This is a genomic window from Acinetobacter sp. PFS20, assembly GCF_052261015.1.
GTDB lineage: Bacteria > Pseudomonadota > Gammaproteobacteria > Pseudomonadales > Moraxellaceae > Acinetobacter.
In genome coordinates this window covers 742,169-767,270 of the sequence record NZ_JBPVZE010000001.1, presented here as the reverse complement: position 1 = coordinate 767,270, position 25,102 = coordinate 742,169, and the positions used below count along the sequence as shown (strand labels likewise).

The 25,102-nt window shown below is 39.5% G+C and carries 26 protein-coding genes; 12 read left to right on the top strand and 14 right to left on the bottom strand.

The genetic code is table 11. The features are described 5' to 3' along the window. Window positions 1–67: 67 nt before the first annotated feature. The 3 genes from ACS125_RS03670 to ACS125_RS03660 all read right to left on the bottom strand — a co-directional run bounded on the left by ACS125_RS03670 (window position 68) and on the right by ACS125_RS03660 (window position 1,680). Window positions 68–430, bottom strand: coding sequence for an HIT family protein (locus tag ACS125_RS03670; protein WP_004790215.1), 363 nt, complete (start codon window positions 428–430; stop codon window positions 68–70). A 183-nt stretch (window positions 431–613) separates the two neighbouring features. Beyond that, a complete protein-coding gene (locus ACS125_RS03665; protein ID WP_004790213.1) occupies window positions 614–1,351 on the bottom strand; it encodes a dienelactone hydrolase family protein in 738 nt (245 codons plus the stop codon). Between the two features lie 170 nt (window positions 1,352–1,521). Beyond that, window positions 1,522–1,680 (bottom strand): DUF1328 domain-containing protein, encoded by a 159-nt coding sequence (locus ACS125_RS03660; RefSeq protein WP_002053759.1) that lies wholly within the window; start codon window positions 1,678–1,680, stop codon window positions 1,522–1,524. A 193-nt stretch (window positions 1,681–1,873) separates the two neighbouring features. Here ACS125_RS03660 and ACS125_RS03655 point away from each other — a divergent pair, with 193 nt between their 5' ends. The 3 genes from ACS125_RS03655 (at window position 1,874) to ACS125_RS03645 (ending at window position 4,984) form a co-directional block, all read left to right on the top strand. Then, a complete protein-coding gene (locus ACS125_RS03655) occupies window positions 1,874–2,332 on the top strand; it encodes a YcgN family cysteine cluster protein (protein ID WP_004790211.1) in 459 nt (152 codons plus the stop codon). A gap of 108 nt (window positions 2,333–2,440) precedes the next feature. Beyond that, window positions 2,441–3,613 (top strand): PQQ-dependent sugar dehydrogenase, encoded by a 1,173-nt coding sequence (locus tag ACS125_RS03650; RefSeq protein ID WP_034596112.1) that lies wholly within the window; start codon window positions 2,441–2,443, stop codon window positions 3,611–3,613. A gap of 105 nt (window positions 3,614–3,718) precedes the next feature. Then, the gene (locus tag ACS125_RS03645; protein ID WP_004790208.1) at window positions 3,719–4,984 is read left to right on the top strand and encodes a replication-associated recombination protein A; all 1,266 of its coding nucleotides are present in this window, start codon (window positions 3,719–3,721) and stop codon (window positions 4,982–4,984) included. A 1-nt stretch (window position 4,985) separates the two neighbouring features. Here the strand turns inward: ACS125_RS03645 and ACS125_RS03640 are convergent, their stop codons facing one another. From ACS125_RS03640 to dapA, 5 genes are all read right to left on the bottom strand, one after another. Continuing rightward, on the bottom strand, window positions 4,986–5,834 hold the full coding sequence (locus tag ACS125_RS03640; protein ID WP_443270583.1) for a formate/nitrite transporter family protein: 849 nt from the start codon (window positions 5,832–5,834) through the stop codon (window positions 4,986–4,988). 152 nt (window positions 5,835–5,986) lie between these two features. Then, window positions 5,987–6,190 (bottom strand): hypothetical protein, encoded by a 204-nt coding sequence (locus ACS125_RS03635; RefSeq protein WP_004790205.1) that lies wholly within the window; start codon window positions 6,188–6,190, stop codon window positions 5,987–5,989. Between the two features lie 191 nt (window positions 6,191–6,381). After that, window positions 6,382–7,101, bottom strand: a complete 720-nt coding sequence (purC, locus tag ACS125_RS03630) for a phosphoribosylaminoimidazolesuccinocarboxamide synthase (protein ID WP_004790203.1) — start codon at window positions 7,099–7,101, stop codon at window positions 6,382–6,384. Between the two features lie 35 nt (window positions 7,102–7,136). Next, window positions 7,137–7,742 (bottom strand): lipoprotein-34 precursor (NlpB), encoded by a 606-nt coding sequence (locus tag ACS125_RS03625; RefSeq protein ID WP_080645798.1) that lies wholly within the window; start codon window positions 7,740–7,742, stop codon window positions 7,137–7,139. 15 nt (window positions 7,743–7,757) lie between these two features. Beyond that, window positions 7,758–8,651 carry a 4-hydroxy-tetrahydrodipicolinate synthase gene (gene dapA / locus ACS125_RS03620; protein ID WP_005300412.1) on the bottom strand — a complete coding sequence of 298 codons (894 nt, stop codon included), beginning with the start codon at window positions 8,649–8,651 and terminating at the stop codon, window positions 7,758–7,760. Between the two features lie 329 nt (window positions 8,652–8,980). Here dapA and pncA point away from each other — a divergent pair, with 329 nt between their 5' ends. Then, a complete protein-coding gene (pncA, locus tag ACS125_RS03615; RefSeq protein WP_034596109.1) occupies window positions 8,981–9,625 on the top strand; it encodes a bifunctional nicotinamidase/pyrazinamidase in 645 nt (214 codons plus the stop codon). Window positions 9,626–9,678: 53 nt separating this feature from the next. Beyond that, window positions 9,679–10,641 carry a bile acid:sodium symporter family protein gene (locus ACS125_RS03610; protein ID WP_004790192.1) on the top strand — a complete coding sequence of 321 codons (963 nt, stop codon included), beginning with the start codon at window positions 9,679–9,681 and terminating at the stop codon, window positions 10,639–10,641. A gap of 3 nt (window positions 10,642–10,644) precedes the next feature. On the opposite strand, the gene ACS125_RS03605 is transcribed toward ACS125_RS03610, so the two are convergent. Continuing rightward, a complete protein-coding gene (locus ACS125_RS03605; protein WP_004790190.1) occupies window positions 10,645–11,115 on the bottom strand; it encodes a DUF523 domain-containing protein in 471 nt (156 codons plus the stop codon). 525 nt (window positions 11,116–11,640) lie between these two features. Between ACS125_RS03605 and hppD the strand changes: the two genes are divergently transcribed. Continuing rightward, window positions 11,641–12,696, top strand: coding sequence for a 4-hydroxyphenylpyruvate dioxygenase (gene hppD, locus ACS125_RS03600; RefSeq protein ID WP_151963710.1), 1,056 nt, complete (start codon window positions 11,641–11,643; stop codon window positions 12,694–12,696). Between the two features lie 71 nt (window positions 12,697–12,767). On the opposite strand, the gene ACS125_RS03595 is transcribed toward hppD, so the two are convergent. The 4 genes from ACS125_RS03595 to fahA form a co-directional block, all read right to left on the bottom strand. Continuing rightward, window positions 12,768–13,547 (bottom strand): IclR family transcriptional regulator, encoded by a 780-nt coding sequence (locus tag ACS125_RS03595; protein ID WP_443270579.1) that lies wholly within the window; start codon window positions 13,545–13,547, stop codon window positions 12,768–12,770. Window positions 13,548–13,843: 296 nt separating this feature from the next. Then, on the bottom strand, window positions 13,844–14,392 hold the full coding sequence (locus tag ACS125_RS03590) for a VOC family protein (RefSeq protein WP_004790185.1): 549 nt from the start codon (window positions 14,390–14,392) through the stop codon (window positions 13,844–13,846). A gap of 17 nt (window positions 14,393–14,409) precedes the next feature. Then, a complete protein-coding gene (gene maiA / locus ACS125_RS03585) occupies window positions 14,410–15,042 on the bottom strand; it encodes a maleylacetoacetate isomerase (protein WP_443270576.1) in 633 nt (210 codons plus the stop codon). Then, entirely contained in the window at window positions 15,029–16,336 is a 1,308-nt protein-coding gene (fahA, locus tag ACS125_RS03580; protein WP_443270574.1) for a fumarylacetoacetase, read from the bottom strand. Before fahA ends, maiA begins: the two co-directional genes overlap by 14 nt. A gap of 356 nt (window positions 16,337–16,692) precedes the next feature. Here fahA and ACS125_RS03575 point away from each other — a divergent pair, with 356 nt between their 5' ends. The 3 genes from ACS125_RS03575 (at window position 16,693) to zigA (ending at window position 20,338) form a co-directional block, all read left to right on the top strand. Continuing rightward, complete coding sequence (locus tag ACS125_RS03575; RefSeq protein WP_004790179.1) at window positions 16,693–18,081, top strand: amino acid permease; 1,389 nt, start codon at window positions 16,693–16,695, stop codon at window positions 18,079–18,081. 165 nt (window positions 18,082–18,246) lie between these two features. After that, window positions 18,247–18,924, top strand: a complete 678-nt coding sequence (gene zrlA, locus ACS125_RS03570) for a D-Ala-D-Ala carboxypeptidase ZrlA (protein ID WP_443270572.1) — start codon at window positions 18,247–18,249, stop codon at window positions 18,922–18,924. 148 nt (window positions 18,925–19,072) lie between these two features. Beyond that, the gene (zigA, locus tag ACS125_RS03565; RefSeq protein WP_443270570.1) at window positions 19,073–20,338 is read left to right on the top strand and encodes a zinc metallochaperone GTPase ZigA; all 1,266 of its coding nucleotides are present in this window, start codon (window positions 19,073–19,075) and stop codon (window positions 20,336–20,338) included. A gap of 33 nt (window positions 20,339–20,371) precedes the next feature. Here the strand turns inward: zigA and ACS125_RS03560 are convergent, their stop codons facing one another. Continuing rightward, on the bottom strand, window positions 20,372–21,484 hold the full coding sequence (locus ACS125_RS03560; RefSeq protein WP_443270568.1) for an acyltransferase family protein: 1,113 nt from the start codon (window positions 21,482–21,484) through the stop codon (window positions 20,372–20,374). Window positions 21,485–21,837: 353 nt separating this feature from the next. On the opposite strand from ACS125_RS03560, the gene hutC reads away from it, so the two are divergent. The 3 genes from hutC to hutU all read left to right on the top strand — a co-directional run bounded on the left by hutC (window position 21,838) and on the right by hutU (window position 25,089). Beyond that, complete coding sequence (gene hutC, locus ACS125_RS03555) at window positions 21,838–22,590, top strand: histidine utilization repressor (RefSeq protein WP_004790171.1); 753 nt, start codon at window positions 21,838–21,840, stop codon at window positions 22,588–22,590. Continuing rightward, window positions 22,587–23,162, top strand: coding sequence for a HutD/Ves family protein (locus ACS125_RS03550; protein ID WP_353154152.1), 576 nt, complete (start codon window positions 22,587–22,589; stop codon window positions 23,160–23,162). Before hutC ends, ACS125_RS03550 begins: the two co-directional genes overlap by 4 nt. 259 nt (window positions 23,163–23,421) lie before the next feature. Further along, window positions 23,422–25,089 (top strand): urocanate hydratase, encoded by a 1,668-nt coding sequence (hutU, locus tag ACS125_RS03545; RefSeq protein ID WP_081399456.1) that lies wholly within the window; start codon window positions 23,422–23,424, stop codon window positions 25,087–25,089. Window positions 25,090–25,102 lie beyond the last annotated feature (13 nt).

Below are 25,102 nucleotides of genomic sequence, written 5' to 3'. Positions count from 1 at the left end.
CAGCGAGAGTATGTTAAAACAGAGATTACCTGATAATGAGTAACCTCTGCTTCATGTATAAAAAGGATTAATCCTTTTGTACACCCCAACGTTGGTCAAGTTTCAACGGTTGGTTTTTGTAGTACGGAATGACATGAATGTGGAAATGATCAGAATTTTGTCCGAACACTTCACCATCGTTGAAGCCAATATGGAAACCGTCTGGTTGATGGCGAAGCTGTGTTTCGTGGCGAGCAATTTCAAGGAGTGTAAGCAAGCCTTGATGTTCTTTAGAAGTGATATCAAAAAAAGAACGAACATGGCGCAGTGGTGTTACTACACAGTGGCCTTTAGCTAGTGGATTAGAATCAGGCAAAATTACAGCAAATTCATTCTTATCAATGATGTCATATTCATCAAATTCGCAATACGGACATTTCTTGTCAGTCATTGTTGTATCCTCTCATGTTATTCCATTAAACCCCGAGTGCGGGAAATAAGACTAGGCTTTGGTCTAGCTCAACGGGAGTATAGTTATTGAAGTATGGTTTAAAAAATACAGTAAAAATATTGCAAAGTCATAAACATTTAAGGGAGCAAATGCGAAAAAACATTTGCTCCAAATTGGCTTCTTTTATTTTAAAGTACGATCTAACAAAGCGTACATTTTAGCAAGGCCTTGTTTTTCAGCTTCGCTATTGTAGCCAAGGTCTACACCGTTCGCTTTAGCTTTCTCATCTGCAAGTGGGTTACTAAAGCCATGTTTAGCACCTTCTAAAACCACTACTTCGTGTTTAACCTCAGCAGCTTGCATCTCTTTTTCAAAATTAGCAACATCTTCTAAGGTGACCATGCTGTCTAGTTCACCATGTAGTACTAAAACTTCACCCTGAATGCTGCCTTTTTGAGCAGGTGCTTTCGGAGCTAATGTCGCATGGAACGTTATAATTGATTTAAGTGGTGCACCTGAGCGAGCAAGATCTAGCACGACTTTTCCACCATAGCAGAAGCCAATTGCAGCAAGTTTTTCACTGTTTACTTCTGGTTGGGCCGCTAGAGTTTGAAGTGCTGCATTGGCACGATCAGTAACCGTATCTAAATTTTCAAATGTCTGCATCATCCATTCATAGGCTTGAGCGGCAGTCGAGGTTACTTTTTTATCGCCATACATATCAATTGCAAGCGCAGCATAGCCATGTTCAGCAAGCTCACGTGCACGTTGTTCAGTATATTCGTTACGACCCCACCACTCAGGACCAACAATTACACCCGCAACAGGTGTTTCACTATCTGGAGCCGCAAAGTAACCAATTAAATGGCTGCCATCTGGTGCAGTATATTGAATTTCACGGGTTTTAATTGCTGTACTCATAACCTTAATCCTGAAATTTAAAGAGATTTAAACACGCTTGATTAAAGCATAAAAAGATAAAAGTAATATAAATAACTGTGTAAGAATCTACATCAAAACAAAAGATAGAAATCTTCACGCAATAAAAAAGAAGGAAACCAGTTCCTTCTTTTTAGGTGATCATGATTAAGTTACGTTCTGCCTCGGGAAATGAACCCAATTACAGCCAGAATTACAGCCACAACTAATAAAATCACGGCAAAGTCTTTAGATAGTCCTGCAACACCACCAAACCCTAATAGACTGGCAATGAGTGCAATCACTGCAAAAATTATAGCCCAACGGAACATATGCTGTTCTCCTTATTTTTTCATTGTTGTTTAACTATATAGCTTGTTTTTTGCACCGAATGTGTCGTTTATGTGGTTGAAATGTATATTAAACAATCATTTTGTGATGCTAGGAATACAGCTTCTTTTTTCGTACAGACGACTTCAATGTTATACTTAGTCACTGTTTCATCTCATCAGCTGCTAAAACATTATGTCTACCGAGACCTCACTTCGACCACTCTTCTGGAAAAACTATCCATTAGAGCAACTCACTCAAATTGAGTGGGAAGCTTTATGCGATGGGTGTGGTTTGTGCTGTTTGGTCAAGCTTGAAGATGAAGATACCCATGAGGTGGCTTATACCAAAGTGGCTTGTAAGTTACTCGATTGTGATACAGGACGTTGTACCGATTATCCAAATCGTCAGCAGCAAGTGCCTGACTGTTTGCAATTAACCCCAGAGTCTTTAAAAACAATTCATTGGTTACCATCGAGCTGTGCTTATAAGCGCTTGAATGAAGGCAAAAATCTACCTTCTTGGCATTATTTAAATACAGGTTCGAGACAAAGCGTTGTTAAGGCGAAAAAGTCAGTTGCTGGACGTTGTCTTTCAGAAGTTGATGTCCATGAAGATGATCTTGAAGATTATGTCGTACGATGGGTGCGTTAATATGCTCGTGATGGGCATTTTTAATTACAACGTATTATAAAGTAACATTTTATCGTAAATTTTTTGCTCATCTCCGTTATATAACAATAAAAACAAAAGGAGACAAGAATGATGAGACGATTAGCAACTCCATTATTATGTAGTAGCTTTTTTTTGTTGATAGCTTGTGGGTCTAATAATACAAATTCAAAAAATCTTGAACAAAATACGTCTGTAAAAACAGAGCAGACTGCTTTAACCAAACAACCTTATCAAACTGAAATATTTGCTCAATTCAATGAACCTTGGGCTTTGACCAACTTGCCTGATCAGCGTTTATTAGTCACTGAACGGCAAGGTAAATTAAAAATTTTTAACCCTAAAAATAAACAAATCTTGGATGTTCAAGGCGTTCCAGCAGTGAACTATGGGGGGCAAGGTGGTTTAGGAGATGTCGTTTTACACCCTGACTTTGCGAAGAATCACTGGGTTTATCTCAGCTATGCTGCGAAAGGGCAAGGCGGATCTGGAGCAGTAATTTCACGCGCTAAATTAGATTTATCTAATGCCAATCAGCCAAAACTTAACGATATAAAGCAGATTTGGCAGCAAGTACCCAAAGTTTCAGGACAAGGCCATTATGGACATCGTATGCTTTTTGGTGCAGACGGTAAGCTATGGGTCAGTTCAGGTGAACGACAAAAGTTTGACCCTGCTCAAAACATGAAAAGTAACTTGGGTAAAATCTTGCATTTAAATGAGGATGGTTCTGCGGTTGTAGATAACCCTTTTTATAAGCAAGGTGGGGTCACTGCTGAAATATGGTCACTAGGACATCGTAATCCATTAGGTATGGCTTTTGATCGCCAAGGACAGCTCTGGGTAGTTGAAATGGGGCCTAAAGGTGGTGATGAGCTTAACGTCATCGTAAAAGGTGAAAATTATGGTTATCCAATCGTTTCAAATGGAGACCATTATTCAGGTCAACCTATTCCAGACCATCACACTCGCCCAGAATTTAAAGCACCAGAAATTGACTGGACTCCCGTAATCTCTCCATCGAGCCTAATCATTTATCAGGGACAACAATTTCCTGCATGGAAAAATAAGGCGTTAATTGGCGGGCTATCTTCAGAAGCAATTATTGTGGTGGATTTAGAGCATAAACCAGTGAAAGAAGTTCAAAGATTAGATATGAAAAAACGTATTCGTGGATTACATGAAGCACAAGATGGCTCGATTTGGGTCATTGAAGACGGCTCAAATGCGCGTTTACTGAAGCTAAGTAAGAAACCCTCTTAAAGCTAGGAAATAGCTTGTAAATAAAGGGCGTGTCTCATAGATTCAAATTGTAGATTTCTGTGAGACACAATAGACTATAGTGAAAAGACGATAAAGCCATTTGAGATGTCAGACACCCATATTCCACTTCCTGAACGCCTGCGCCCGAGAGACTTGTCTGAAATTATTGGGCAAGATCATTTATTAGGTGAACATGCGCCACTGCGTCAAATGATTGATCAGGGACATTTGCCTTCTATTATTTTTTGGGGGCCACCAGGCGTTGGTAAAACAACAATTGCTTTGCTTTTGGCTCAAGCGATAGATCGCCCATTTGTAAGCTTATCTGCGCTGAATACGGGTGTAAAAGAATTACGTGAAGTGATTGCAGAAAGTGGTGATTTACTGACACCTGTAGTTTTCATTGACGAAATTCATCGTTTTAATAAATCACAGCAAGATGCATTATTGGGTGCAGTTGAAAAAGGCAAAATTACCTTAATTGGCGCGACGACTGAAAACCCATCTTTTGAGGTGAATAGTGCGCTTTTATCTCGCTGTCAGGTCTATACCTTAAATAGTTTAGACAGTGAGGCAATTCAGACACTCCTCAATAATGCACTTCAAGCCGATAAATTCTTAAAAGAGCGTTATATTCATGTTGAAGAATACGATGCTCTCATTCAATTCGCAGCAGGCGATGCTCGTAAAGCGCTTAATTTACTGGATTTAATTGCAAGTACATTTGAACCAGAAATTGAAAACACGATTACCAATGCGGTGGTGGTGAAAGTCGCTCAGCAAAATATTGCGCGTTATGACAAATCGGGTGAGCAGCATTACGATCTCGTTTCTGCTTTTATTAAATCAATTCGTGGTAGTGATCCAGATGCAACCCTGTATTGGATGGCACGTATGCTCAAAGGCGGAGAAGATCCGGTTTTTATTGCAAGACGTATGCTGATTGCAGCTTCAGAAGACATTGGAAACTCTAACCCTAATGCGCTATTACTTGCAGGTGAGTGTTTCCGCTCTGTACAAGCGGTGGGGATGCCTGAGGCTCGAATTATTTTGGGCCAAACCGCGGTTTATTTAGCAACGAGTGCAAAGAGTAATAGTACTTATTTAGCGATTAATAAGGCCTTAGAACTTGCTGAAAAAACGGCAAATTTACCTGTGCCTTTGCATTTGAGAAATGCGCCGACCAAGCTGATGAAGCAACAAGGTTATGGGATTAATTATCTCTATCCTCACGATTATCCTGAGCACTTTGTGTTGCAAGACTATTTGCCACCTGAGTTAAAGGGAACCAAACTCTATGAATCTGCGAGAAATAAGCGTGAGGTTGAAGGTGAGCGCTTACAGCAACGCAGATGGCAGCAGGAACAATAATTTATTTATGCTTCCGCTCTAGTTCTTCAGTCACTTGACCATAAATCAGTAGTGTAAACACGCCTGTACCACCAATAATATTGCCAATAGTGGTGGGGACGAGGAAAGTAAACAGATAGTCATTAATGGAAGCCTCTCCTTGCCAGACGAGATAGGACATTTCTGTAGAGCCCACCACTACATGGGTAAAGTCACCCAGTCCTATCAAGTAAGTCATGAAAAAGATGAGCAGGAACTTATTACTAACTGAGGGTAACATCCAGACTAAGGCAGCAATTAACAGCCCTGACATAATACCTTTAAGCATATTCTGGGTGGCAGAAAAGGAACCAACATGATGGGCGAGTTCATCCAGTGCCTTGTCAATATCTGGAGTAAACAGGTGAGTAGTTAAGAAAAATAAACTTGCCAATGCTGTCCCAAGAATATTGCAGAGAATCACAATTCCCCATAAGCGGCCCACTGCTCGTAATTTATCGAAGGTAAAGGGTTTGAATAAAGGCACAACAGTGGTGATAGTATTCTCGGTAAAGAGTTGCATGTGACCCAAAATAGCGATCAGAAACCCAATGGTATAACCGATATTGGTGATTAAATCGGTCCAGACCGCATCAGCTGGGAGGTAAGAGGCAATAATCGCTTTAAATACAAATGAAAAACTGATGACTAAACCCGCAGCAATCCCTGAAAAAATCAGTGCAGCCGTTGGACGATCCAGCTCTTCGGCACCATCACGGCGGATAATTTCATAGACCAAACGGGGTGACAGTTTTTCATGTTCTTCAACTGCCATTTTTTCACGCCAGCTTAAGGTTTTCTCGACCTTTTTTTCCTCTATTTCATGATCCATCAGGTTTACTCCTCACTGAATAAATAATTTATATTTCTTATTTTTATTCATTGATAAGGCAGTGCTTGGGATAAATCCAGTCGATTCCTAACAGCTTTATGTGTCTTTTTATAAATTGAATGTTAAATGGCAGCAGATCATCAGCAATAAGATTAAAGAAATGTATAAGCCCTTAACGTGCGGATCAGTGCCATATAATCACCTTGAGAGGCTTTAGAAATAACAGATTCGACTTCTGCCTGACTCCAGCCTTGTTTTAAGGCTGAATTGCTAAAGTTAGTTAATAAGACCAAAGGATTTTCACCAAAATGGATTGGATGATTCATTAATCTCTTTTCAAGCTTAGATATTTCCATAGCTTTACCCTAGTTTTGAAATTTAATTATTGTGAAGTGCTTAATGTTTTTTTAGATTTTAGTGTTTTAAATTGAGTTTGTGCAAGTGCTAATTTACTTTAATAGACAAATCTGTCTACATTATTTATTTTCTAAAATACCTTATATAAAAAAACCGGGCTAAAGCCCGGTTTTTCATGAAGTTTGAACGATTAGAGAGCAGATAAATCTACGCCTAAACGAGCAGCAACTTCTTCATAAGCTTCAACAACACCGCCTAAACCTTGACGGAAACGGTCTTTGTCGAGTTTCTTCTTAGAGTCTTTATCCCATAGACGGCAACCGTCTGGAGAGAATTCATCACCAAGCACGATACGGTCATGGAAAACACCGAATTCAAGCTTGAAGTCCACCAAGATCATGTTGCCTTCAGCAAATAATGCTTTTAATACATCGTTTACTTGGTAAGTTAACACTTTCATTTGTTCTAATTGTTCAGCAGTCGCCCAACCTAAAGCAATCGCTTGAGATTCGTTAACCATTGGGTCGCCTAGACCGTCATCTTTATAGAACAATTCAAATGTAGGAGGAGTTAACTCTTTACCTTCTTCTACACCTAAGCGACGGCATAGAGAACCAGCTGCGTAGTTACGAATTACACATTCAACTGGAATCATTTGAAGTTTTTTAACAAGCACTTCAGTTGGAGAAAGCAATTTTTCAAAATGCGTTTCAATACCCGCAGCAGCAAGTTTTTCCATAATGAAGGCGTTAAAAAGGTTGTTCACCTTGCCTTTACGATCTAGTTGTTCGATTTTTTCGCCGTTGAACGCAGAGGCATCATCACGAAAGACTAAAATCAGATGGTCGGCATTGTCTGTTTCATATACAGATTTTGCTTTACCAGTATAGAGCAAGGTTTGTTTTAACATGAGGGAACCTTTTAAAAAAAATGCCTAGTAAACGACTAGGCTGGCCAATTTTGGTAAATCTGGTTTAACACTTCAGCGGCCACATCTGGGCTTGCAAAAGTGTTGTCTACATTAAATAGAGCAAGAGTATGACTTGAACCTACACCAGTAAGTTTAAGCACATAAGTATTGTCATTTACTTTAATCGTCGCCTGATTACTGCCTTGAGCGATGATGTTGTAATTTAAAGTACTTAATGTCGCTTTGGTATATTGCCAGATCTCGGTCGTATTCCCATCAACTTTTAATAATGGGTTTTTATTACCGTCGGTCACAAGCTGAGGACGACCAAGCGCAGTTGTCGTTTGAGCAGATGCATCTGCTGTTGCATTGTTACCTTGAGTTTGTTCAGGGCGTGGCAATGCAAAACGGTTACCACGCTGGTTTTCAAACTTCGGCGCGTGCTCAATAGCGAGCTGGTCAACAGTTGGTGCAGGATACAAAGGTGTCACTGGTCGTACAGTTGCATCGGCAGGATACTCAAGCGGGGCAAGTTGCTTGGCATTTTTATAATCTAAAGAGTGATTATTAATTGCGAAGCGACCACAACCAGCTAAACTCAAGGCTGAAACTGCAAGGACTAAACCAAGACGTAATTGCATCATAAATTGCTCTTATTAAATAATTCCCGCATCTTTTAGGGCATTGCGGAGAGGTTCGCGATATTGCTCAGCGAGAGGAGTGAGTGGTAAACGAATACCAGTATCAATCAGTCCCATCTCATGTAGTGCCCATTTCACAGGAATTGGGTTTGATTCGCAAAATAGAATATTGTGTAAATTTGCAATCTTATTGTTAATCGTCTTCGCTTGTTGTTCATCTTTAGCAATCGCAACAGCGCATACTTCACTCATTGCTTTAGGTGCAACATTTGCAGTAACCGAAATATTACCGTCAGCGCCAAGAAGCATGAGTTCCCAAGCAGTTTCGTCGTCACCTGAGTAGACAGCCATCTTGCCATTTAAAGCTTCGATTAATGCTTTACCACGAGGTACATCACCTGTCGCATCTTTAATACCAACAATATTAGGGATCTCTGCTAAACGTACAGCTGTATCGTTTGCAAGATCTACACCAGTACGACCTGGTACGTTATAAAGAATAAGAGGTAGTTCTACGGCTTCAGCAATCGCTTTATAGTGTTGGAATAGGCCTTCTTGAGTTGGCTTGTTATAGTACGGCGTCACAAGTAAAGCTGCATCCGCGCCAAGATCTTTCGCAGCTTTAGTTAATTCGATTGCTTCACGGGTTGAGTTTGCACCAGTACCGGCAATAATTGGAATACGTTTATTGGCTACACGAATAATTTCTTTAATAACCTGTGTGTGCTCTTCCATGCTCAATGTTGAGGCTTCGCCGGTTGTACCGACGGCTACAATACTGTTTGTACCTTGTTCTATGTGCCACTCAACCAGCTTCTCAAGACCCTTCCAATCTACACCGCCGTCTTTCAACATTGGTGTGACGATTGCGACGATTGAGCCTTGAATGGTCTGTGCTTGCTGAGTCATTTTTAAAAATATCCTATTTATCCATCCGAATCTGAGGTAAGAAAAACAAAATGTGGGATGGTTGCAGTATTTTGATTGTCCAGTTCTAACAATAACAGATTGTTGAATGACAATTATGCAAATTATGACTGATCAGACGCATAAGAACAATACGCCTAACGGATAATCGCAAGGTAAACTTGAGGAAAAGATAGGATGTTTTCATTATTGTCAGCTGAGAGAGGCCAGTAAATATAACAATAGAGCCTGATTCGAATGGACCTTACTTAATATGTACTTTTTTTATGGCAAGATAGAATGCAATTTTCCCGGTTGGGATTGAAGATGACATGAATATGAATAAACAACCACAAAATGCGGTTTTAATCGTAGTTGATGTACAAAATGGTTTTACACCGGGTGGAAACTTAGCAGTTGCCGATGCCGATACAATTATTCCAACCATTAACCAATTGGCAGGTTATTTTGAAAATGTTGTGCTGACGCAAGATTGGCATCCCGATAATCATATATCTTTTGCACAAAACCATTTGGGTAAGCAGCCATTTGAAACCATTGAACTCGACTATGGGCCACAAGTGCTTTGGCCTAAGCATTGTGTGCAGGGTACTCAAGATGCCGAATTTCATCCGAATTTAAATATATCGACCGCTCAACTGATTATTCGAAAGGGCTTTCATGCGCATATTGATAGCTATTCAGCTTTTATGGAAGCAGACCACACCACAATGACGGGTTTAACGGGGTATTTAAAAGAGCGTGGCATTGATACGGTTTATGTGGTTGGAATTGCCACAGATTTTTGTATCGCATGGACCGCTTTAGATGCAGTAAAACAAGGTTTTAAAACTTTAGTGGTTGAAGATGCCTGCAAAGGTATTGATCTGAATGGTTCATTAGAAAATGCGTGGCAAACCATGCAGCAACAAGGTGTTGTCCGTATTCAATCGACTGATCTGTTGAGTAAGCACTAAGTATATTGGTCTAGTATTTTAACTTTCATATTTTATTTTTAGGGATAGAAAATATGGCTGCATTTTTGCGCTTTACTCAATTTATTCAAAAAACTTTTGCCCTATGGGTGATTGTTTTTGCAGCGCTAGCGCTATGGCAGCCTGAATTTTTTGTTTGGCTCAAAGCATACATTCCATGGATTTTGGGGATTATTATGCTCGGCATGGGAATGACTATGACTGTAGACGACTTTAAAGGGGTATTACAAAGCCCTAAAGCAGTATTAATTGGGGTCGTAGCGCAGTTTGCAGTGATGCCGGGCTTGGCATTTATCTTATGTAAATTATTTAATTTACCTCCTGAAATCGCCGTCGGCGTCATTTTAGTGGGATGTTGTCCGGGCGGAACTGCTTCAAATGTGATTACCTACATGGCCAAAGGCAATGTGGCTTTATCGGTGGCTTGTACATCGGTATCTACGCTTTTAGCACCTGTGTTAACACCTGCTATTTTCTATCTGCTTGCTAGCCAATGGTTAAAGATTGATGCAGCTTCTATGTTTATTTCAATCTTGCAGGTGGTATTGCTTCCTATTGTAGTTGGGTTAATTTTAAGAACGTTGCTCAAGCGTCAAGTCGAGTCCTATATTCAAGTGATGCCTTTAGTGTCAGTCATTGCAATTGTCGCGATTGTGGCAGCCATTATTGGCGGCAGTAAAGCGGCAATTTTACAGTCGGGTTTGCTCATTTTAGCTGTGGTGATATTGCATAATGGCCTTGGATATTTATTAGGTTTTACCGCGGCACGTTTCTTTAAATTACCTTATGCGGACAGTAAGGCAATTGCCGTAGAAGTAGGAATGCAAAACTCAGGCTTAGGTGTTGCGCTGGCAGCAGTACATTTTGCTGCATCTCCAATTACGGCCGTACCCAGCGCAATTTTCAGCCTTTGGCACAATATTTCTGGTCCTGCGCTTGCGACTTACTGGGCAAGTCGTAAAGATGTAAATGATCTTGCTAAAAACAAAATTGAGTAACTTTTAAAGAGGGTGATCTACTAACCAATCTTCAATTTCGTTTTCAGAAATCACTTCAAAACCATGGCGCTGTAACAGTGCTGTGGTAATTCCAGTTCCCACAATTTTTTCCCCTTGAAAAGTTCCGTTATAAATTTTTTGACTGCCGCAAGAAGGGCTATTTTCTTTTAAAACCACACAGCTTGCTTTTATTTGTTGTGCGACTTCTAGTGTGCGATAAGCACCTTTTAAATATAGATCAGTCACATCTAAACCCGATGAATCGGTAATTTTTGCTTTGCCATCAAGTACATCTTGACCTGTTCCGCCCACAATTTCTGCGGGTAAGCGAGGAGTCGTAAAACCCCCTAATAACTCTGGGCATAATGATTGGGCTTTTTTATTGAGTAATAGTTGCTTAAGTAAAGTATTTGGACAAGATTTACCATCATATCGAACAGGTTCACCAATTAAACAGGCGCTGACTAAGATCATAAGTTTTCCTAAATCAAATGGATGGTGGGGCTTATTGTAGAAATCATAAACAAAATTTGAAAACTGACCATAAATTTTAAAATAGCTTAATTCAAGATTACTAAAATTATGCAATTCATAATTAAGTTATGTATTGCATAATTTAATTGTTTTTAGTAGCATCTAATTCAAGGTAAATGGCCATTGGAGATCCAACAAGGATGTTGGTCTCCATAAATCTATAAATGATTTTTAGGAAAAGACGATTTTTAAAGGTTTATTGAAAAATCTCAATCGTACTTTTAGATAACAAAGGACAGTGTGTATGGAAAATAAACACCACATGGAACGGAAATTAATCATCAAAGGCTTTACGCCCATCATATCTTCGTTTTAGCGACTCGTTTTTTTCTCATAGGATGCGTTGGGTTAAGGCATTTTGACGGTTCAAATACTCACCCAATGATTACGTATTCTATAGAGAAAGGAGCTGAGTTTATCAGCAATAGAGATAAACGGAACAGGTAATCACCAGAGGGAAACTAGATGGATATTTTAGAGAACCCATTAGAATTATGCGGTTTTGCATTTATTGAGTTTGTTTCAAAAGAAAATGAATTAGATCCAGTTTTTGAAACAATCGGCTTTTCAAAAGTAGCCAAGCATAAATCGAAAGAAGCGTACTTATGGCGTCAAGGAAATATCAATATTATCCTGAATTATCAGCCAGAATCTTATGCTTCATTCTTCTTTAATGAACATGGCCCATCAGCTTGTGCAATGGGTTTTAAAACACGTGATGCAGCAAAAGCTTTTCAAAAGGCTGTAGAGCTAGGTGCTGAACCAATGTATTCAAAAGTTGGGCCAATGGAGCTCAACATTCCGGCAATTAAAGGTATTGGTGGCATGCCAATCTTTTTAGTTGACCGCGATATTTATGAAAACGACTTTACGTTCTTTGATGATGCTCAAAGACACCCAGTGGGTGCAGGCCTAAACGAAATTGACCATTTAACTCATAATGTCTACAAAGGCCGTATGGAGTATTGGGCAAACTTCTATGAAAAAATCTTTAACTTCCAAGAAATTCGCTACTTTGATATTAAGGGCGAATATACGGGCTTAACGTCTAAAGCATTAACAGCGCCAGACGGCAAGATCCGTATTCCATTAAACGAAGATTCGGACAAAGGAAACGGCCAAATTGCAGAGTTCCTATCTGACTTTAATGGCGAAGGTATTCAACATATCGCGTTTATTTGTGATGACTTAATTTCGACTTGGGATAAGTTAAAAAGCCTCGGTCTGAAATTTATGACACCGCCGCCAAATACGTATTATGAAATGCTACCAGAACGTTTACCTGAGCATGGTGAGCCAACTGAAGAGTTAAAACAGCGTGGTATTTTGCTAGATGGCAACACTAAAGATGGCCAGAAAAAGCTGTTATTGCAGATCTTCTCTGAAAACATGATTGGCCCAGTCTTCTTCGAATTTATTCAACGTAAAGATGATGATGGCTTTGGCGAAGGTAACTTCAAGGCGTTGTTCGAGTCGATTGAACGTGACCAGATTCGCCGTGGTGTTTTAGAAACTAAATAAATAAGCTGAGCTTTATTCCTGATCTAAAAAAACCAAGAGTTTGATCTCTTGGTTTTTTTTATTGGTGTTGATTAGCGGCTTTTAATATATTGATTGATGAGCTTTACTTCATTTTTCAAGATTTCAATCGTTTTACTGTGAGGGTCGACTGGTAAAAACATTTCGCTATCCAGTGCAACAATACAAAACTCAATGCTCTGGTTTGAGTTAAACACAGGTAAACCCACCGCATTAATTCCTGTCAGTAAGTCACCTTTCGCTGCTGACATTTCTTGTTGGCGAATGATTTCTTTAAGCTCTGTAAACGCTTCCCAGTTTTGTGGTGCGATGTTTAGACCAAGCTCTTGATGCTTTTGCCATTCTGTTTCCATTAAGGGGCGAACAAAATGCTCTGGAAGATAAGAAGCAAACAAACGTCCCGCAGCAGAATTGACTAAAGGCATAATCGAGCCGACTTTAGTGACAATCGAAATAGGATGGTTTGATTCAATCGATTGAACAACTACAGGGCCTTTAGGCGACCATTTACTAATTTGTATGCCACAACCAATTTTGTTTTGTAGGTCGTAAATTAAATGCTGTACCAGCTGTAGTGTATCGCTATGCTGAACACAGTTGAGACCTAAGCGCCATGCCTGATCACCTAGGGCATATTGCCCATCATCAAGTTGTTTTGCATATTCCATGCGAATAAGGCTGACCAGATAGCGGTGTACCTTGGCAGGATGCATTTCTAGCTTGCTCGATAGGTCTTTGAGAATAATAGGTTGATTGTGCTCTAAAAGGGCGTTTAGTACAGATAAACCGACTTCAAGTGATTGAACCCCCCCAGATACTTTTTCTTCAATCATTTAAATACCCTTAATAAAGTTACTTCAGCTGTTAAACAGCGATGTTCAAAACATAAATTGAAATTGCTGCGATTTACATCATGCCTGAGCCTAGTGAGAAATAGAAATCACCTTTTTCTATTAGCGAAATTGGCATGTTTAATAATCAACAATTTTTCTAAAATCCCGACACTCTTATTTATAGCGCGTTTTTCTAGAAATTTAGCAGTTTTAAATAATATAAATCGGCATTGATACAGAACCGTTCATTCAAACAATTCTAACCAATGCCGACTTTTTACTTTGCTCTTTTTAAATTAGGTTCCTAACTCTGCTTCATGTAAGAAATGAGTGTGGTGTGGAGCACGTTTGGTTTTGCTCCATTCCTCTAGCATTTCAGCTTTCATTTCTTCAGTAATTTTTGCAATTTTTTCTTCAGCATGTACATCGTTATAAGTCAGTTCTAAACGATGGCCATTTGGATCGAAGAAATAAATTGAGTGGAAAATGCCATGGTTGGTTACGCCCAAAACTTTCACGCCATTTTCTTCTAAATGTTGCTTCGCAGCCATCAAAGCATTTAAGTCTTCAACTTCAAAAGCAATATGTTGTACCCATTGCGGCGTATTTTCGTCTCGGCCCATGTCTGGTTGAGTTGGTAATTCAAAGAAAGCCAAAACGTTGCCTTGACCTGCATCTAAGAATAAATGCATATATGGGTCAAAGGCTTTAGTTGAAGGTACATGGTCTTCAGCAAAAGCTAAAATAAAGTCCATGTTGAGCATTTTTTTATACCACTCAACAGTTTCTTTCGCATCCTTACAACGATATGCAACGTGATGTATTTTTTTAATGGCAAATGTCATATTAAAACTCCTTTTTACTATTCCCAATCTGGTTGTTGTTCTGGCGCCGCGTTATAGAAGGCTGGGATAGACAAACAATGGTGATAAATCGATTCAATTTTTGGAAACGCAGATAAATCAATCTTGAAGCGTTTCGCGTTGAAAACCTGTGGAATCAGACAGCAATCGGCAATTGTGGCTTGTTCTCCAAAGCAAAATTGTCCGTTTGAATCTTGAAGTAGCTGTTCGAGATTTTGAAAGCCTTCAATAATCCAGTGCTGATACCAATAATTTTTTTGTTCGTCCGAAACATTTAAGTCATTTTTTAAATATTTCAGTACGCGTAAGTTGTTTAACGGGTGAATATCGCAAGCAATTGCTTGGGAAAAAGCACGGATTTTGGCTCTCTCTTGCACATCACTTGGAAGTAATTTGGTTTCTGGATATTGCTCATCCAGATATTCCAAAATACTTAACGATTGAGACAAGGTTAAATCGCCGTCAATTAATGTCGGAACGAGAGCACTGCGGTTTAACTTTAAATAGTCTTCGTTTTGCTGTTCGTTTTTTACCAGATGAACTGGAACAGTCTCATAAGCTAAACCTTTAATGTTTAGACCAATCCGTACTCTGTAGGCTGCAGAGCTACGAAAGTAACTATACAGCTTCATAGTCAGGCTCCGAAGTCTCTGCAAAATCGAACGTTAATGCAGGAAGCACAGTATTTCGAACTTCACCAAAGCCAATGCGAATACCATTTTTCTCACAGTGGCCTTTCATGATGAGCGTATCGCCGTCTTGCAAGAAACCACGAGTTTCGCCATTAGCAAGTGTCAGAGGTTTAGTAGTATTCCATGTAAGCTCAAGCAAGCTGCCATATGAATCTGGTGTCGAGCCTGAAATCGTACCTGAACCCATTAAATCGCCAACTTGAACGTTACAACCAGCAATCGTGTGATGAGTGAGCTGCTGAGACATAGACCAATACATATATTTAAAATTGGTTTTGCAGATCACATCAGCTTGTGCAGATTTCGGGGTTTGAATTTCAACACTCAAATTAATGTCGTAACTATTGGCAACACTTTCTTGTAAATAAGCCAGTGGTTTTGGTTCTTGTTTCGGGCCTTCAACTTTAAATGGCTCAAGTGCTTCAAGCGTTACCACCCAAGGTGAAATCGAGCTTGCAAAAGTTTTTGCATTAAATGGCCCAAGTGGAACATATTCCCATTGCTGGATGTCACGTGCTGACCAGTCATTGAGTAATACCATTCCAAAAATATGGTCCCACGCATTTTCAATCGAGATTGGCTGGCCAAGCCCCGTTGGTTTACCAATAACAAATGCTGTTTCAAGTTCAAAATCGAGTTTACGCGTTGCAGAAAAAACTGGGCGCTCTTCATTTGGAAGTTTAATTTGCCCAGATGGACGAACGATTTGAGTGCCACTAACTACAACAGAGCTAGCACGACCGTTATAACCAACAGGCAATTCACTCCAGTTTGGAAGTAGAGCATTTTTAGGATCACGGAACATACAGCCCACATTGGTTGCATGCTCTTTAGAAGAATAGAAATCGGTATAACCAGGCACCTGAAGAGGTAAATGCAAAGTAACGCTGTCTTGCTTAACTAAAACTTCTTGGCGTAATGCTTCATTTTCTTGAAGTGTTAAATTTTCAACTGAAAGAAGAGACTGTAACGTTTTACGAACTTTTGACCAGTTGGCTTTGCCAGACTCGATAAATTTATTCAGTGTGGGTTGATTAAAGTATGTGTCTTGTTCTGAGAGTTTTAAAAGACCGTACTTTTCAAGAGCAGCGAGATCAATCACCCAATCACCAATAGCTACGCCAACTTGACGCTCGCCATCAGCTGTTTTGCTAAAAATACCATAAGGCAAATTATGAATAGTGAAATCTGATTGAGGTGAAACTTCAATAAAAGAGTTTAGTTTTTGTTCCATTTTCGCGTCCTTGTCTTTATCTCGGGTCTTATACAAATAAAAGTTCGGTCTAGGACTGAGCTACTCAATAAGTTTTAACCTTTGCTTAGATCATCTTTTGTCTTATGAGTTTGATATAGACCGAGCACAACCAATTGCTTCATGTCTCTATAATACTGAATTCACCAAATTACGCAATACATAATTTAATTACACATTTCATAATAATTGTCATTTCTTGTATTTTCTGTTTTCATTCGCGGTCATGAGAAAAGTCACGCAATTATTTTTTCATGAATATCTATGAAAGTTTGATCAATTTATGATATACGTAATTTATTGGAAAAAAATTACGTGACACGGATGAGAATAATCATATGTCAGCACAAGAGCAAGGAAACCTGAAACATGGTTTGAGTAATCGGCACATCCAGCTTATTGCATTGGGTGGGGCGATTGGCACAGGGCTTTTTCTTGGTATATCACAATCGATTAAATTAGCAGGTCCATCGGTCATCCTCGGTTATGCCATTGCAGGATTTATTGCTTTTTTAATGATGCGTCAGCTTGGTGAAATGGTGGTTGAAGAGCCCGTTAGTGGTTCTTTTAGTCATTTTGCCTACAAATATTGGGGACCATTTGCAGGGTTCATGTCAGGATGGAACTATTGGGTACTCAATGTGCTCGTCTGTATGGCAGAACTAAGCGCAATTGGTCTTTACATTCAATATTGGTGGCCGCAAATCCCAACGTGGGCATCTGCTTTAACCTTCTTTGTCTTAATTAATGGCATTAATTTGCTGCATGTTAAGTTTTTTGGCGAAATGGAATTTTGGTTTTCTATTGTCAAAATCTTGGCGATTCTTGCAATGATTGGTTTTGGTTCATATTTACTTGCAACAGGAACGGCAGGTCCACAGGCAAGCATTTCGAACCTTTGGGCACTGGGTGGTTTCTTCCCATTTGGTGTTGAAGGCTTAGTCATGGCAATGGCGGTCATTATTTTTGCTTTCGGTGGTATTGAGCTTTTCGGTATTACTGCGGCTGAAGCACGTGACCCTGATAAAACTTTACCTAAAGCTGTAAATCAAATTATTTACCGTATTTTGATTTTCTATATTGCGACACTTTTTGTTTTATTCTCGCTATTCCCATGGAACCAAATGGCTGAAGGCGGTAGCCCGTTTGTGATGGTATTTGCTTCTTTAGATAGCCAAGGAATTGCAACATTATTAAACTTTGTGATTTTGACTGCTGCTGTTTCAGTTTATAACGGTACAAGTTATTGCAGTAGCCGTATGCTATTAGGCCTTGCACAACAAGGAAATGCGCCAAAAGTATTTGCACACATTAATAAACGCGGTATTCCAACTAATGCAGTGATCCTTTCTGCGGCTGTGACTATTTTATGTGTACTGTTAAATTATATTTTCCCTGAAAAAGCATTTGGTTTACTCATGATGTTGGTTGTAGCAGCCATTGTGATTAACTGGGTTGTAATTTCATGGACGCATTTAAAATTCCGCAAATATATGCAACGCCAAGGGCAAACAACGAAGTTCCCAAGCTTCATGTACCCATTTAGCAACTATTTATGCATCGTATTTATGTTGGGCATTTTAATTGTGATGTCTTTAACACCAGATATGCGTGTTGCGGTCATGATGATTCCTGGCTGGATCTTGTGCTTGATGGTGGCTTATCAATTTAAACGCCGAAAACTAAAAGCTGAGCAGTCTTTAACTGCTGTAGAAGCTGATATTTAATAACAGCGTAAGTTGTAGGTATCAAAAGGACGTATCTCATACGTCCTTTTTTATTTTTAAAATTTAACAACAGAAATTAAAGGACTTTATTATTGTTATAATATAACATTTGCTCAATTTAATGATGAGCAGTTTTCCCATTTTTGGCGAAGATAGAGCATATTTATGAAACGTTATTTAGGTTTAATTTTATTATCTCTTACAGCGTGTAGTACTCAAACACCCAAGCCAAAAGATTCTAAGCATTTTCACTCTTTGCCTCAGCCTTCTAAAACAGTGGTCAGAATAAAGCAGCAACCTGAAGATTATGTGGCTTGGATCGCAAGCGCAGATCACGGACAGTCTGTACAAGCCTATAAGCAATTTCTTAAGCAAAAAGGGCTTGCCAATTTAGTTCCAGACTATGAGTTATTACGCTCGGCTCGCGATTGGCAAAAATGTGGAGTTGAACCCTATGCGGTGCCACCAAGAGAGATTTGGTCCAATATCGTTCCGACGCTTAGCATTTTAAAAGCATTAGTTGACGATGGTGTAATTAACGATTTTGAAGTGACCTCGGCCTATCGAGCTTTATCTTTAAATCGCTGTGCGGGTGGCGCAGATGCTTCTCGACATGTCTTTAATGCAGCGCTTGATTTTCGAATTGGACCAGAACAACCTACCGATTTAGACCAGTTTAATATTCAACAAACCAAAACTAAACTTTGTCAGTTCTGGGAAACCAAGGGTCAAGCACTTAACATGGGTCTGGGTGTTTATGCTTCGGGACAAATCCATATTGATAGCCAAGGATTCCGTTCATGGGGACCTGATCATCACTATAGAACCTCAATTTGTCAGTAACTATAAAAGCAATTTTTTCAAAGACTAAGTGAATGGGCTTAAATAAAACTGGAATAAAAACTTGATCAATAGTTATGTTATAACATAACATTGTTGTGGTTTAGAAATAGATTACGCCTGTGATCTGGCCATATTTAAATGGCCAGCCATGATCAGTTTAAATATTATTCAAAGAGATCAAGCCATGCGCACTGCAATCGCCAACTCATTTGCCAAGCTTCCCGTCACTGTTTTATCTGGCTTTTTGGGTGCAGGAAAGACCACATTACTCAACCATATTTTAAATAATCGCGAAGGCCGCCGTATTGCCGTAATTGTTAATGATATGTCTGAGGTGAATATTGATGCGGCATTAGTACGCGAAGGTGGGGCGGAGCTTTCAAGAACAGATGAAAAGCTGGTGGAAATGAGTAATGGCTGTATCTGTTGTACGTTACGAGAAGACTTATTGGTTGAGGTTAAACGTTTAGCTGATGAAGGACGCTTTGACCAATTGGTGATTGAGTCAACTGGCATTTCTGAACCGCTGCCTGTTGCAGAAACCTTTACCTTTGAAGATGAAGATGGAAATTCTTTAAATGAGTTCGCTCGACTCGACACCATGGTTACGGTAGTTGATGCTTTTAACTTTCTTAAAGATTACGGTTCAATCGACTCCCTGCAACAACGTGGTGAGTCCTTAGGCGAGCAAGATGAGAGAACTGTGGTCGATTTGCTTATTGATCAGATCGAATTTTGTGATGTGATTATGCTGAATAAAATTGACCTGATTGATCAGGCTCAGCAAGACCAACTCATCGCGATTTTAAAAACTCTAAACCCGCGTGCTCGAATTGAAATTGCTCAATTTGGAAAGATCGCTTTAGATAAAATTTTAAATACACAGCTATTCGATTTTGATGAAGCTGCACAAGCACCGGGATGGTTAAAAGAATTACGTGGTGAGCATACGCCAGAGACTGAAGAGTATGGCATTAGTAGCTTTGTTTACCGCGCACGCCGACCTTTCCATCCCGAGCGTTTTTATGATCTGGTACAAGCTGAATGGCCGGGTGTCGTTCGTTCTAAAGGCTTTTTCTGGTTGGCTGCTGAACCGACATTGGCTTATTCATGGTCACAAGCGGGTGCGATGGCACGACATGGCTTGGCAGGTTATTGGTGGGCGGCTGTAGCAGAAGAAGACTGGCCGAGTGACCTTGCCAGTATTGAAGAAATTAAAAAGGTTTGGGATGCTCAAACAGGTGACGCACGTCAGGAGCTGGTGTTAATTGGTATGCAAATGGATGAGCAAGCCTTAATACAACGCTTAGACCGTTGTTTATTAAGTGATGAAGAAATGGCTTTAGGACCACAAGCGTGGCAAAGCTGGTCTAATCCTTTTAAGCAAGATGATGAAACCATGTTGATTGCTTAATTAAAAAAGCCCCTGATTTAAAGGGGCTTATTTTTATGATTTATCTTTAATGAAAACCTTTCGAATATAGCTGTTAAGCGGTGTCGAATAATATTTTTCAATCGCTGCGCTGATAATAAAGGTTAGAACCAAATAGCCAATTAAAAGCATAATTTTGATGCTAGAGTCGGTTTGGGCTGGAACAAAAGCAACCTTCATAAGGCCCAGCACAACTAGATGAAACAAATAAGTTTCATAACTTCTTTGCCCTAACCAGACCATGATTTTTGTAAATAGACTCTGTGCTTGCGTTTCGGAAGGATGCTGAAAACACAAAATGAGTAAGCCTGTGGCAAAAGCAAATAAGCTGATACCCCATGTACTCACTTCTTTAATTGGCGCATATAAATAAAGAGCGACCATGCTCAAAATAATCAACGCAGAAAGAGATTTTTTATAGTGCCAATTTGGCTGATATTTATGAGAGAAAATCGCTGTTAAACAGCCAATTGCTATACCATCAAAACTCGAAAAATAATGATATAAATAAGCGCCGCTTTCTTCTCCAAAATGTAGAGACCTAAAATAAGGCCCGTATAAAATTACTCCAATCAGTACAGCAATAAAGACCTTATTACTACGCGTAAGCAAGCACAATAATGGAAAAACAAAATAGAAAACTTCTTCTACAGAGAGTGACCACAACACACCCAAAGCGTAGTTTACCCAACCGAATTTAATAATCAGGATATTCATCCAGAAGGTTAAAGCCGCAAAAATTGTTAGTGGATATGAGACCTCAATACCATTCGGTGCTTGGTTCATAAAGGGTTTTAAGTCAAATGACCCAAGTATGCTTACCCCTAAAATGAGTAATATCAGACACGGTAAAATACGCGCTGCCCGTCGGATATAAAAATTCTTGAGGTTAATTGCAGAAAATTGTTTGTCTCTTTTTAAAGTGTGATGGGTAATTAAAAAACCCGAAATCACAAAAAACATGGTGACGCCATAATTTCCGTTTCTTGCGATGACTGTGCTAAATGCTTCACCTAAGAAATCAAAACCTAACCATGTATCTTTAAGTTTATAGGGAATATTAAAATGGTGTAAAAGAACCAAAAGGATAGAAATTCCTCGAAGAATATCTATTTTATAATTACGCATTCGATGTGCTTCCAGCTTTATTAATATACTGTGTGGCAGAAGAATACTATCGATCAGTTATTTTAAATAAAAATTTTAAGCAGCATTTCGTAAACCAGAAAAGACGATACTTTTTACATCCTTGAATGGAGCACAGACATAGCAGAAATAATTATTAAATAAATATTGATAAAGCCTTTATATATTTGAATTTCTCTACATAAAACTTTAAATTAGCTCTTATCGAGCTATGCTTATTTTTTAAACTTTTTAAAATCTATTTAATTCATAAATTAACATGTTGTATGTGGTTGTATATACATAGCATGTCAACTAAAATACCTTTTTGCCTGCCGCCTTTTTGAGTATTTGTTATGCCCAGAACATCAAAACAAGAACATGCTGAGCTTTCGATTGAAGCTGATAGTCCAGTTCCTTTATATCAACGCGTAAAACAGCTGATTTCACAAAAAATTTATGAAGGTACTTGGGCTGTAAATAAAAAAATTCCTTCGGAAAGTGAATTGGTTAATCAACTCGGCTGTAGCCGTATGACTGTAAACCGTGCGCTTCGTGAGTTAACGACGGAAGGCTTACTTGTTCGAATTCAAGGCGTTGGTTCTTTCGTTGCTGAAGGGCAAGGCCGAACTGCACTTTTTCAGATTAATAATATTGCCGATGAGATTATTGCACGAAACCATAAGCACCACGCTGAAGTTTTAGTCTTAGAACAAATTTATGCAAATGCAGAGCAAAGCGTGTTAATGCAGACTCGCGAAGGGCAAAGATTATTCCACTCGATTATTGTGCATTATGAAAATGATGTACCTGTTCAGGTCGAAGATCGTTTAGTTGATGCAGCACTGATTCCGGATTATTTACAACAAGATTTTAAAACCATTACCCCAAATGCTTACCTCATGGCAAAAGCACCTGTGTCAGAAGGTGAGCATATTGTTGAGGCAGTTTTAGCATCTCCGCAAGAGTGTAAATGGTTGAAGATTACCAAAGCTGAGCCGTGTTTACTGATCCGTCGCCGCACATGGTCAAACAAACAACTCATTTCAAGTGCGCGTTTGATTTATCCGGGTAGCCGCTATTATCTCGAAGGGAAATTTAACCCATGATTGAGTTGATCAGGGCCGATCAATATACAAAAATGCTTTGGAAAAATGGTGCAGGCTTTACTCTAGAAATTGCTCGAAGCCAAGGTGATGCCGACTTTGACTGGCGCATTTCGATGGCTGATGTGACCACTTCTGGGCCATTTTCGCTATTTCCCAATAAGCAGCGAATTATTAGCGTGCTTGATGGGAAAGGCATGGTGCTGCATGTCGATGATCTTCCTGCCAAAACGCTAAACCAAGGCGACATTTTTGCTTTCCATGGTGAGAGTCAGGTTCAAAGTGAACTGGTAGACGGGGCAATTCGAGATTTAAATTTAATTTATGATCCTGCAAAATTTCATGCCCGTTTTCAGAGAGTAGAGGGTACAGAAGAACAGACCTTTTTAAGTTCGGCAGACCTGATTTTCATTTTTAATAGTGGTTCTGATACAGAAGTGATGGTTGATGATCATTCCGTTCACGTTGCTGCTCACGAGACGCTAAAAATTGAAAAAAATACTGCGATTACCTCAGTTCATTTCCCTAAAAATTGGGAAAAAAACTGTTATGTTATTGAGTTAATTCAACGTTAAAACTAAATAAATTATTTTTTAAAAGCACATGTCTAGTGAAAAGATATGTGCTTTTTTTATGCCTAATATAAAAATAAATTAATTTAATTCATAAGCTTATTCAATTTTTTTAAAAAAATATGAGTAACCCTCTTCACGCCGTAAAATATTTGTGTAGTATATGGATGTATATACAAGTTAATACATTACTATACAAATGCAGAAACAAGTGATGTTCTGCTGATGTAAGCTCAAAGGAAGGAGTCCGCCTGTGACAACAATGACAACAAAATTTCGTGATGTAGAAATTCGTGCGCCACGCGGCACTGAATTGACGGCTAAAAGTTGGTTAACTGAAGCTCCATTACGTATGTTGATGAATAACCTTGATCCGGACGTTGCAGAAAACCCGAAAGAGTTGGTTGTATACGGTGGTATTGGCCGTGCAGCACGAAACTGGGAATGTTTCGATAAAATTGTAGATACTTTAAAAAATCTTGAAACTGACGAAACTTTATTAGTTCAATCAGGCAAACCAGTAGGTGTATTTAAAACTCATAAAGATGCACCACGCGTTTTAATTGCAAACTCAAATCTTGTACCGCACTGGGCAAACTGGGAACACTTCAACGAGTTAGACGCAAAAGCACTTGCAATGTACGGTCAAATGACAGCGGGTTCTTGGATCTACATCGGTAGCCAAGGCATTGTACAAGGTACTTATGAAACTTTCGTTGAAGCAGGTCGCCAACATTACAATGGTGATTTAAACGGTCGTTGGGTTCTTACTGCTGGTTTAGGCGGTATGGGTGGTGCTCAGCCTTTAGCTGCAACACTTGCAGGTGCTTGTTCTTTAAACATTGAATGCCAACAAGCAAGTATCGATTTCCGTTTACGTACCCGTTATGTAGATGAACAAGCAACTGATTTAGATGATGCTTTAGCGCGTATTGATCGTTATACGAAAGAAGGCAAGGTCATTTCAATTGCACTTCATGGCAATGCTGCAGAGATTTTACCTGAGCTTGTTCGTCGTGGTGTACGTCCTGACATGGTGACCGACCAAACAAGTGCACATGATCCACTCAATGGCTACCTACCAGTAGGCTGGACTTGGGATGAATACCGTGAACGTGCGAAAACTGAACCAGAAGCTGTTGTAAAAGCTGCAAAACAGTCGATGGCGAAACACGTACAAGCGATGCTCGATTTCCAAAAAATGGGTGTTCCAACATTTGACTATGGTAATAACATCCGTCAAATGGCGAAAGAAGAAGGCGTAGAAAACGCTTTTGATTTCCCTGGCTTTGTACCTGCATATATCCGTCCATTGTTCTGCCGTGGTATTGGTCCATTCCGTTGGGCAGCGCTTTCTGGTGACCCAGAAGACATTTATAAAACAGATGCCAAAGTTAAAGAATTAATTCCTGATGATGAACATTTACATCACTGGTTAGACATGGCTCGTGAACGCATTAGCTTCCAAGGCTTACCAGCGCGTATTTGTTGGGTTGGTCTAGGTTTACGTGCAAAACTTGGTTTGGCATTTAACGAAATGGTACGTAGTGGTGAATTATCAGCTCCAGTTGTGATTGGTCGTGACCACTTAGACTCAGGTTCAGTTGCGAGTCCAAACCGTGAAACTGAAGCAATGCAAGACGGCTCAGATGCAGTATCAGACTGGCCTTTATTAAATGCATTGTTAAATACAGCAGGCGGCGCAACTTGGGTATCTCTACACCATGGTGGCGGTGTAGGTATGGGCTTCTCTCAACACTCAGGCGTTGTGATTGTGTGTGACGGTACAGATGAAGCTGCTGCACGTATTGCTCGTGTACTGACCAATGACCCTGCAACAGGTGTTATGCGTCATGCCGATGCCGGTTATGAAATTGCGATTAACTGTGCGAAAGAGCAAGGCTTAAACTTGCCAATGATCACGCAATAAAAATACATGGAAG

Bases quoted from the DNA above. Each gene is read 5' to 3' on its own strand.
- ACS125_RS03610 (WP_004790192.1), top strand. From the start codon at position 9,679: ATGGCTGCATTTTTGCGCTTTACTCAATTTATTCAAAAAACTTTTGCC.
- ACS125_RS03605 (WP_004790190.1), bottom strand. From the start codon at position 11,115: ATGATCTTAGTCAGCGCCTGTTTAATTGGTGAACCTGTTCGATATGAT.
- fahA (WP_443270574.1), bottom strand. From the start codon at position 16,336: ATGGAACAAAAACTAAACTCTTTTATTGAAGTTTCACCTCAATCAGAT.
- ACS125_RS03590 (WP_004790185.1), bottom strand. From the start codon at position 14,392: ATGACATTTGCCATTAAAAAAATACATCACGTTGCATATCGTTGTAAG.
- zigA (WP_443270570.1), top strand. From the start codon at position 19,073: ATGATCAGTTTAAATATTATTCAAAGAGATCAAGCCATGCGCACTGCA.
- ACS125_RS03550 (WP_353154152.1), top strand. From the start codon at position 22,587: ATGATTGAGTTGATCAGGGCCGATCAATATACAAAAATGCTTTGGAAA.
- ACS125_RS03660 (WP_002053759.1), bottom strand. From the start codon at position 1,680: ATGTTCCGTTGGGCTATAATTTTTGCAGTGATTGCACTCATTGCCAGT.
- ACS125_RS03640 (WP_443270583.1), bottom strand. From the start codon at position 5,834: ATGGATCATGAAATAGAGGAAAAAAAGGTCGAGAAAACCTTAAGCTGG.
- ACS125_RS03575 (WP_004790179.1), top strand. From the start codon at position 16,693: ATGTCAGCACAAGAGCAAGGAAACCTGAAACATGGTTTGAGTAATCGG.
- hutU (WP_081399456.1), top strand. From the start codon at position 23,422: ATGACAACAAAATTTCGTGATGTAGAAATTCGTGCGCCACGCGGCACT.
- dapA (WP_005300412.1), bottom strand. From the start codon at position 8,651: ATGACTCAGCAAGCACAGACCATTCAAGGCTCAATCGTCGCAATCGTC.
- ACS125_RS03645 (WP_004790208.1), top strand. From the start codon at position 3,719: ATGTCAGACACCCATATTCCACTTCCTGAACGCCTGCGCCCGAGAGAC.
- ACS125_RS03560 (WP_443270568.1), bottom strand. From the start codon at position 21,484: ATGCGTAATTATAAAATAGATATTCTTCGAGGAATTTCTATCCTTTTG.
- ACS125_RS03655 (WP_004790211.1), top strand. From the start codon at position 1,874: ATGTCTACCGAGACCTCACTTCGACCACTCTTCTGGAAAAACTATCCA.
- ACS125_RS03595 (WP_443270579.1), bottom strand. From the start codon at position 13,547: ATGATTGAAGAAAAAGTATCTGGGGGGGTTCAATCACTTGAAGTCGGT.
- pncA (WP_034596109.1), top strand. From the start codon at position 8,981: ATGAATATGAATAAACAACCACAAAATGCGGTTTTAATCGTAGTTGAT.
- purC (WP_004790203.1), bottom strand. From the start codon at position 7,101: ATGTTAAAACAAACCTTGCTCTATACTGGTAAAGCAAAATCTGTATAT.
- ACS125_RS03635 (WP_004790205.1), bottom strand. From the start codon at position 6,190: ATGGAAATATCTAAGCTTGAAAAGAGATTAATGAATCATCCAATCCAT.
- hutC (WP_004790171.1), top strand. From the start codon at position 21,838: ATGCCCAGAACATCAAAACAAGAACATGCTGAGCTTTCGATTGAAGCT.
- zrlA (WP_443270572.1), top strand. From the start codon at position 18,247: ATGAAACGTTATTTAGGTTTAATTTTATTATCTCTTACAGCGTGTAGT.
- ACS125_RS03670 (WP_004790215.1), bottom strand. From the start codon at position 430: ATGACTGACAAGAAATGTCCGTATTGCGAATTTGATGAATATGACATC.
- hppD (WP_151963710.1), top strand. From the start codon at position 11,641: ATGGATATTTTAGAGAACCCATTAGAATTATGCGGTTTTGCATTTATT.
- ACS125_RS03625 (WP_080645798.1), bottom strand. From the start codon at position 7,742: ATGCAATTACGTCTTGGTTTAGTCCTTGCAGTTTCAGCCTTGAGTTTA.
- ACS125_RS03650 (WP_034596112.1), top strand. From the start codon at position 2,441: ATGATGAGACGATTAGCAACTCCATTATTATGTAGTAGCTTTTTTTTG.
- ACS125_RS03665 (WP_004790213.1), bottom strand. From the start codon at position 1,351: ATGAGTACAGCAATTAAAACCCGTGAAATTCAATATACTGCACCAGAT.
- maiA (WP_443270576.1), bottom strand. From the start codon at position 15,042: ATGAAGCTGTATAGTTACTTTCGTAGCTCTGCAGCCTACAGAGTACGG.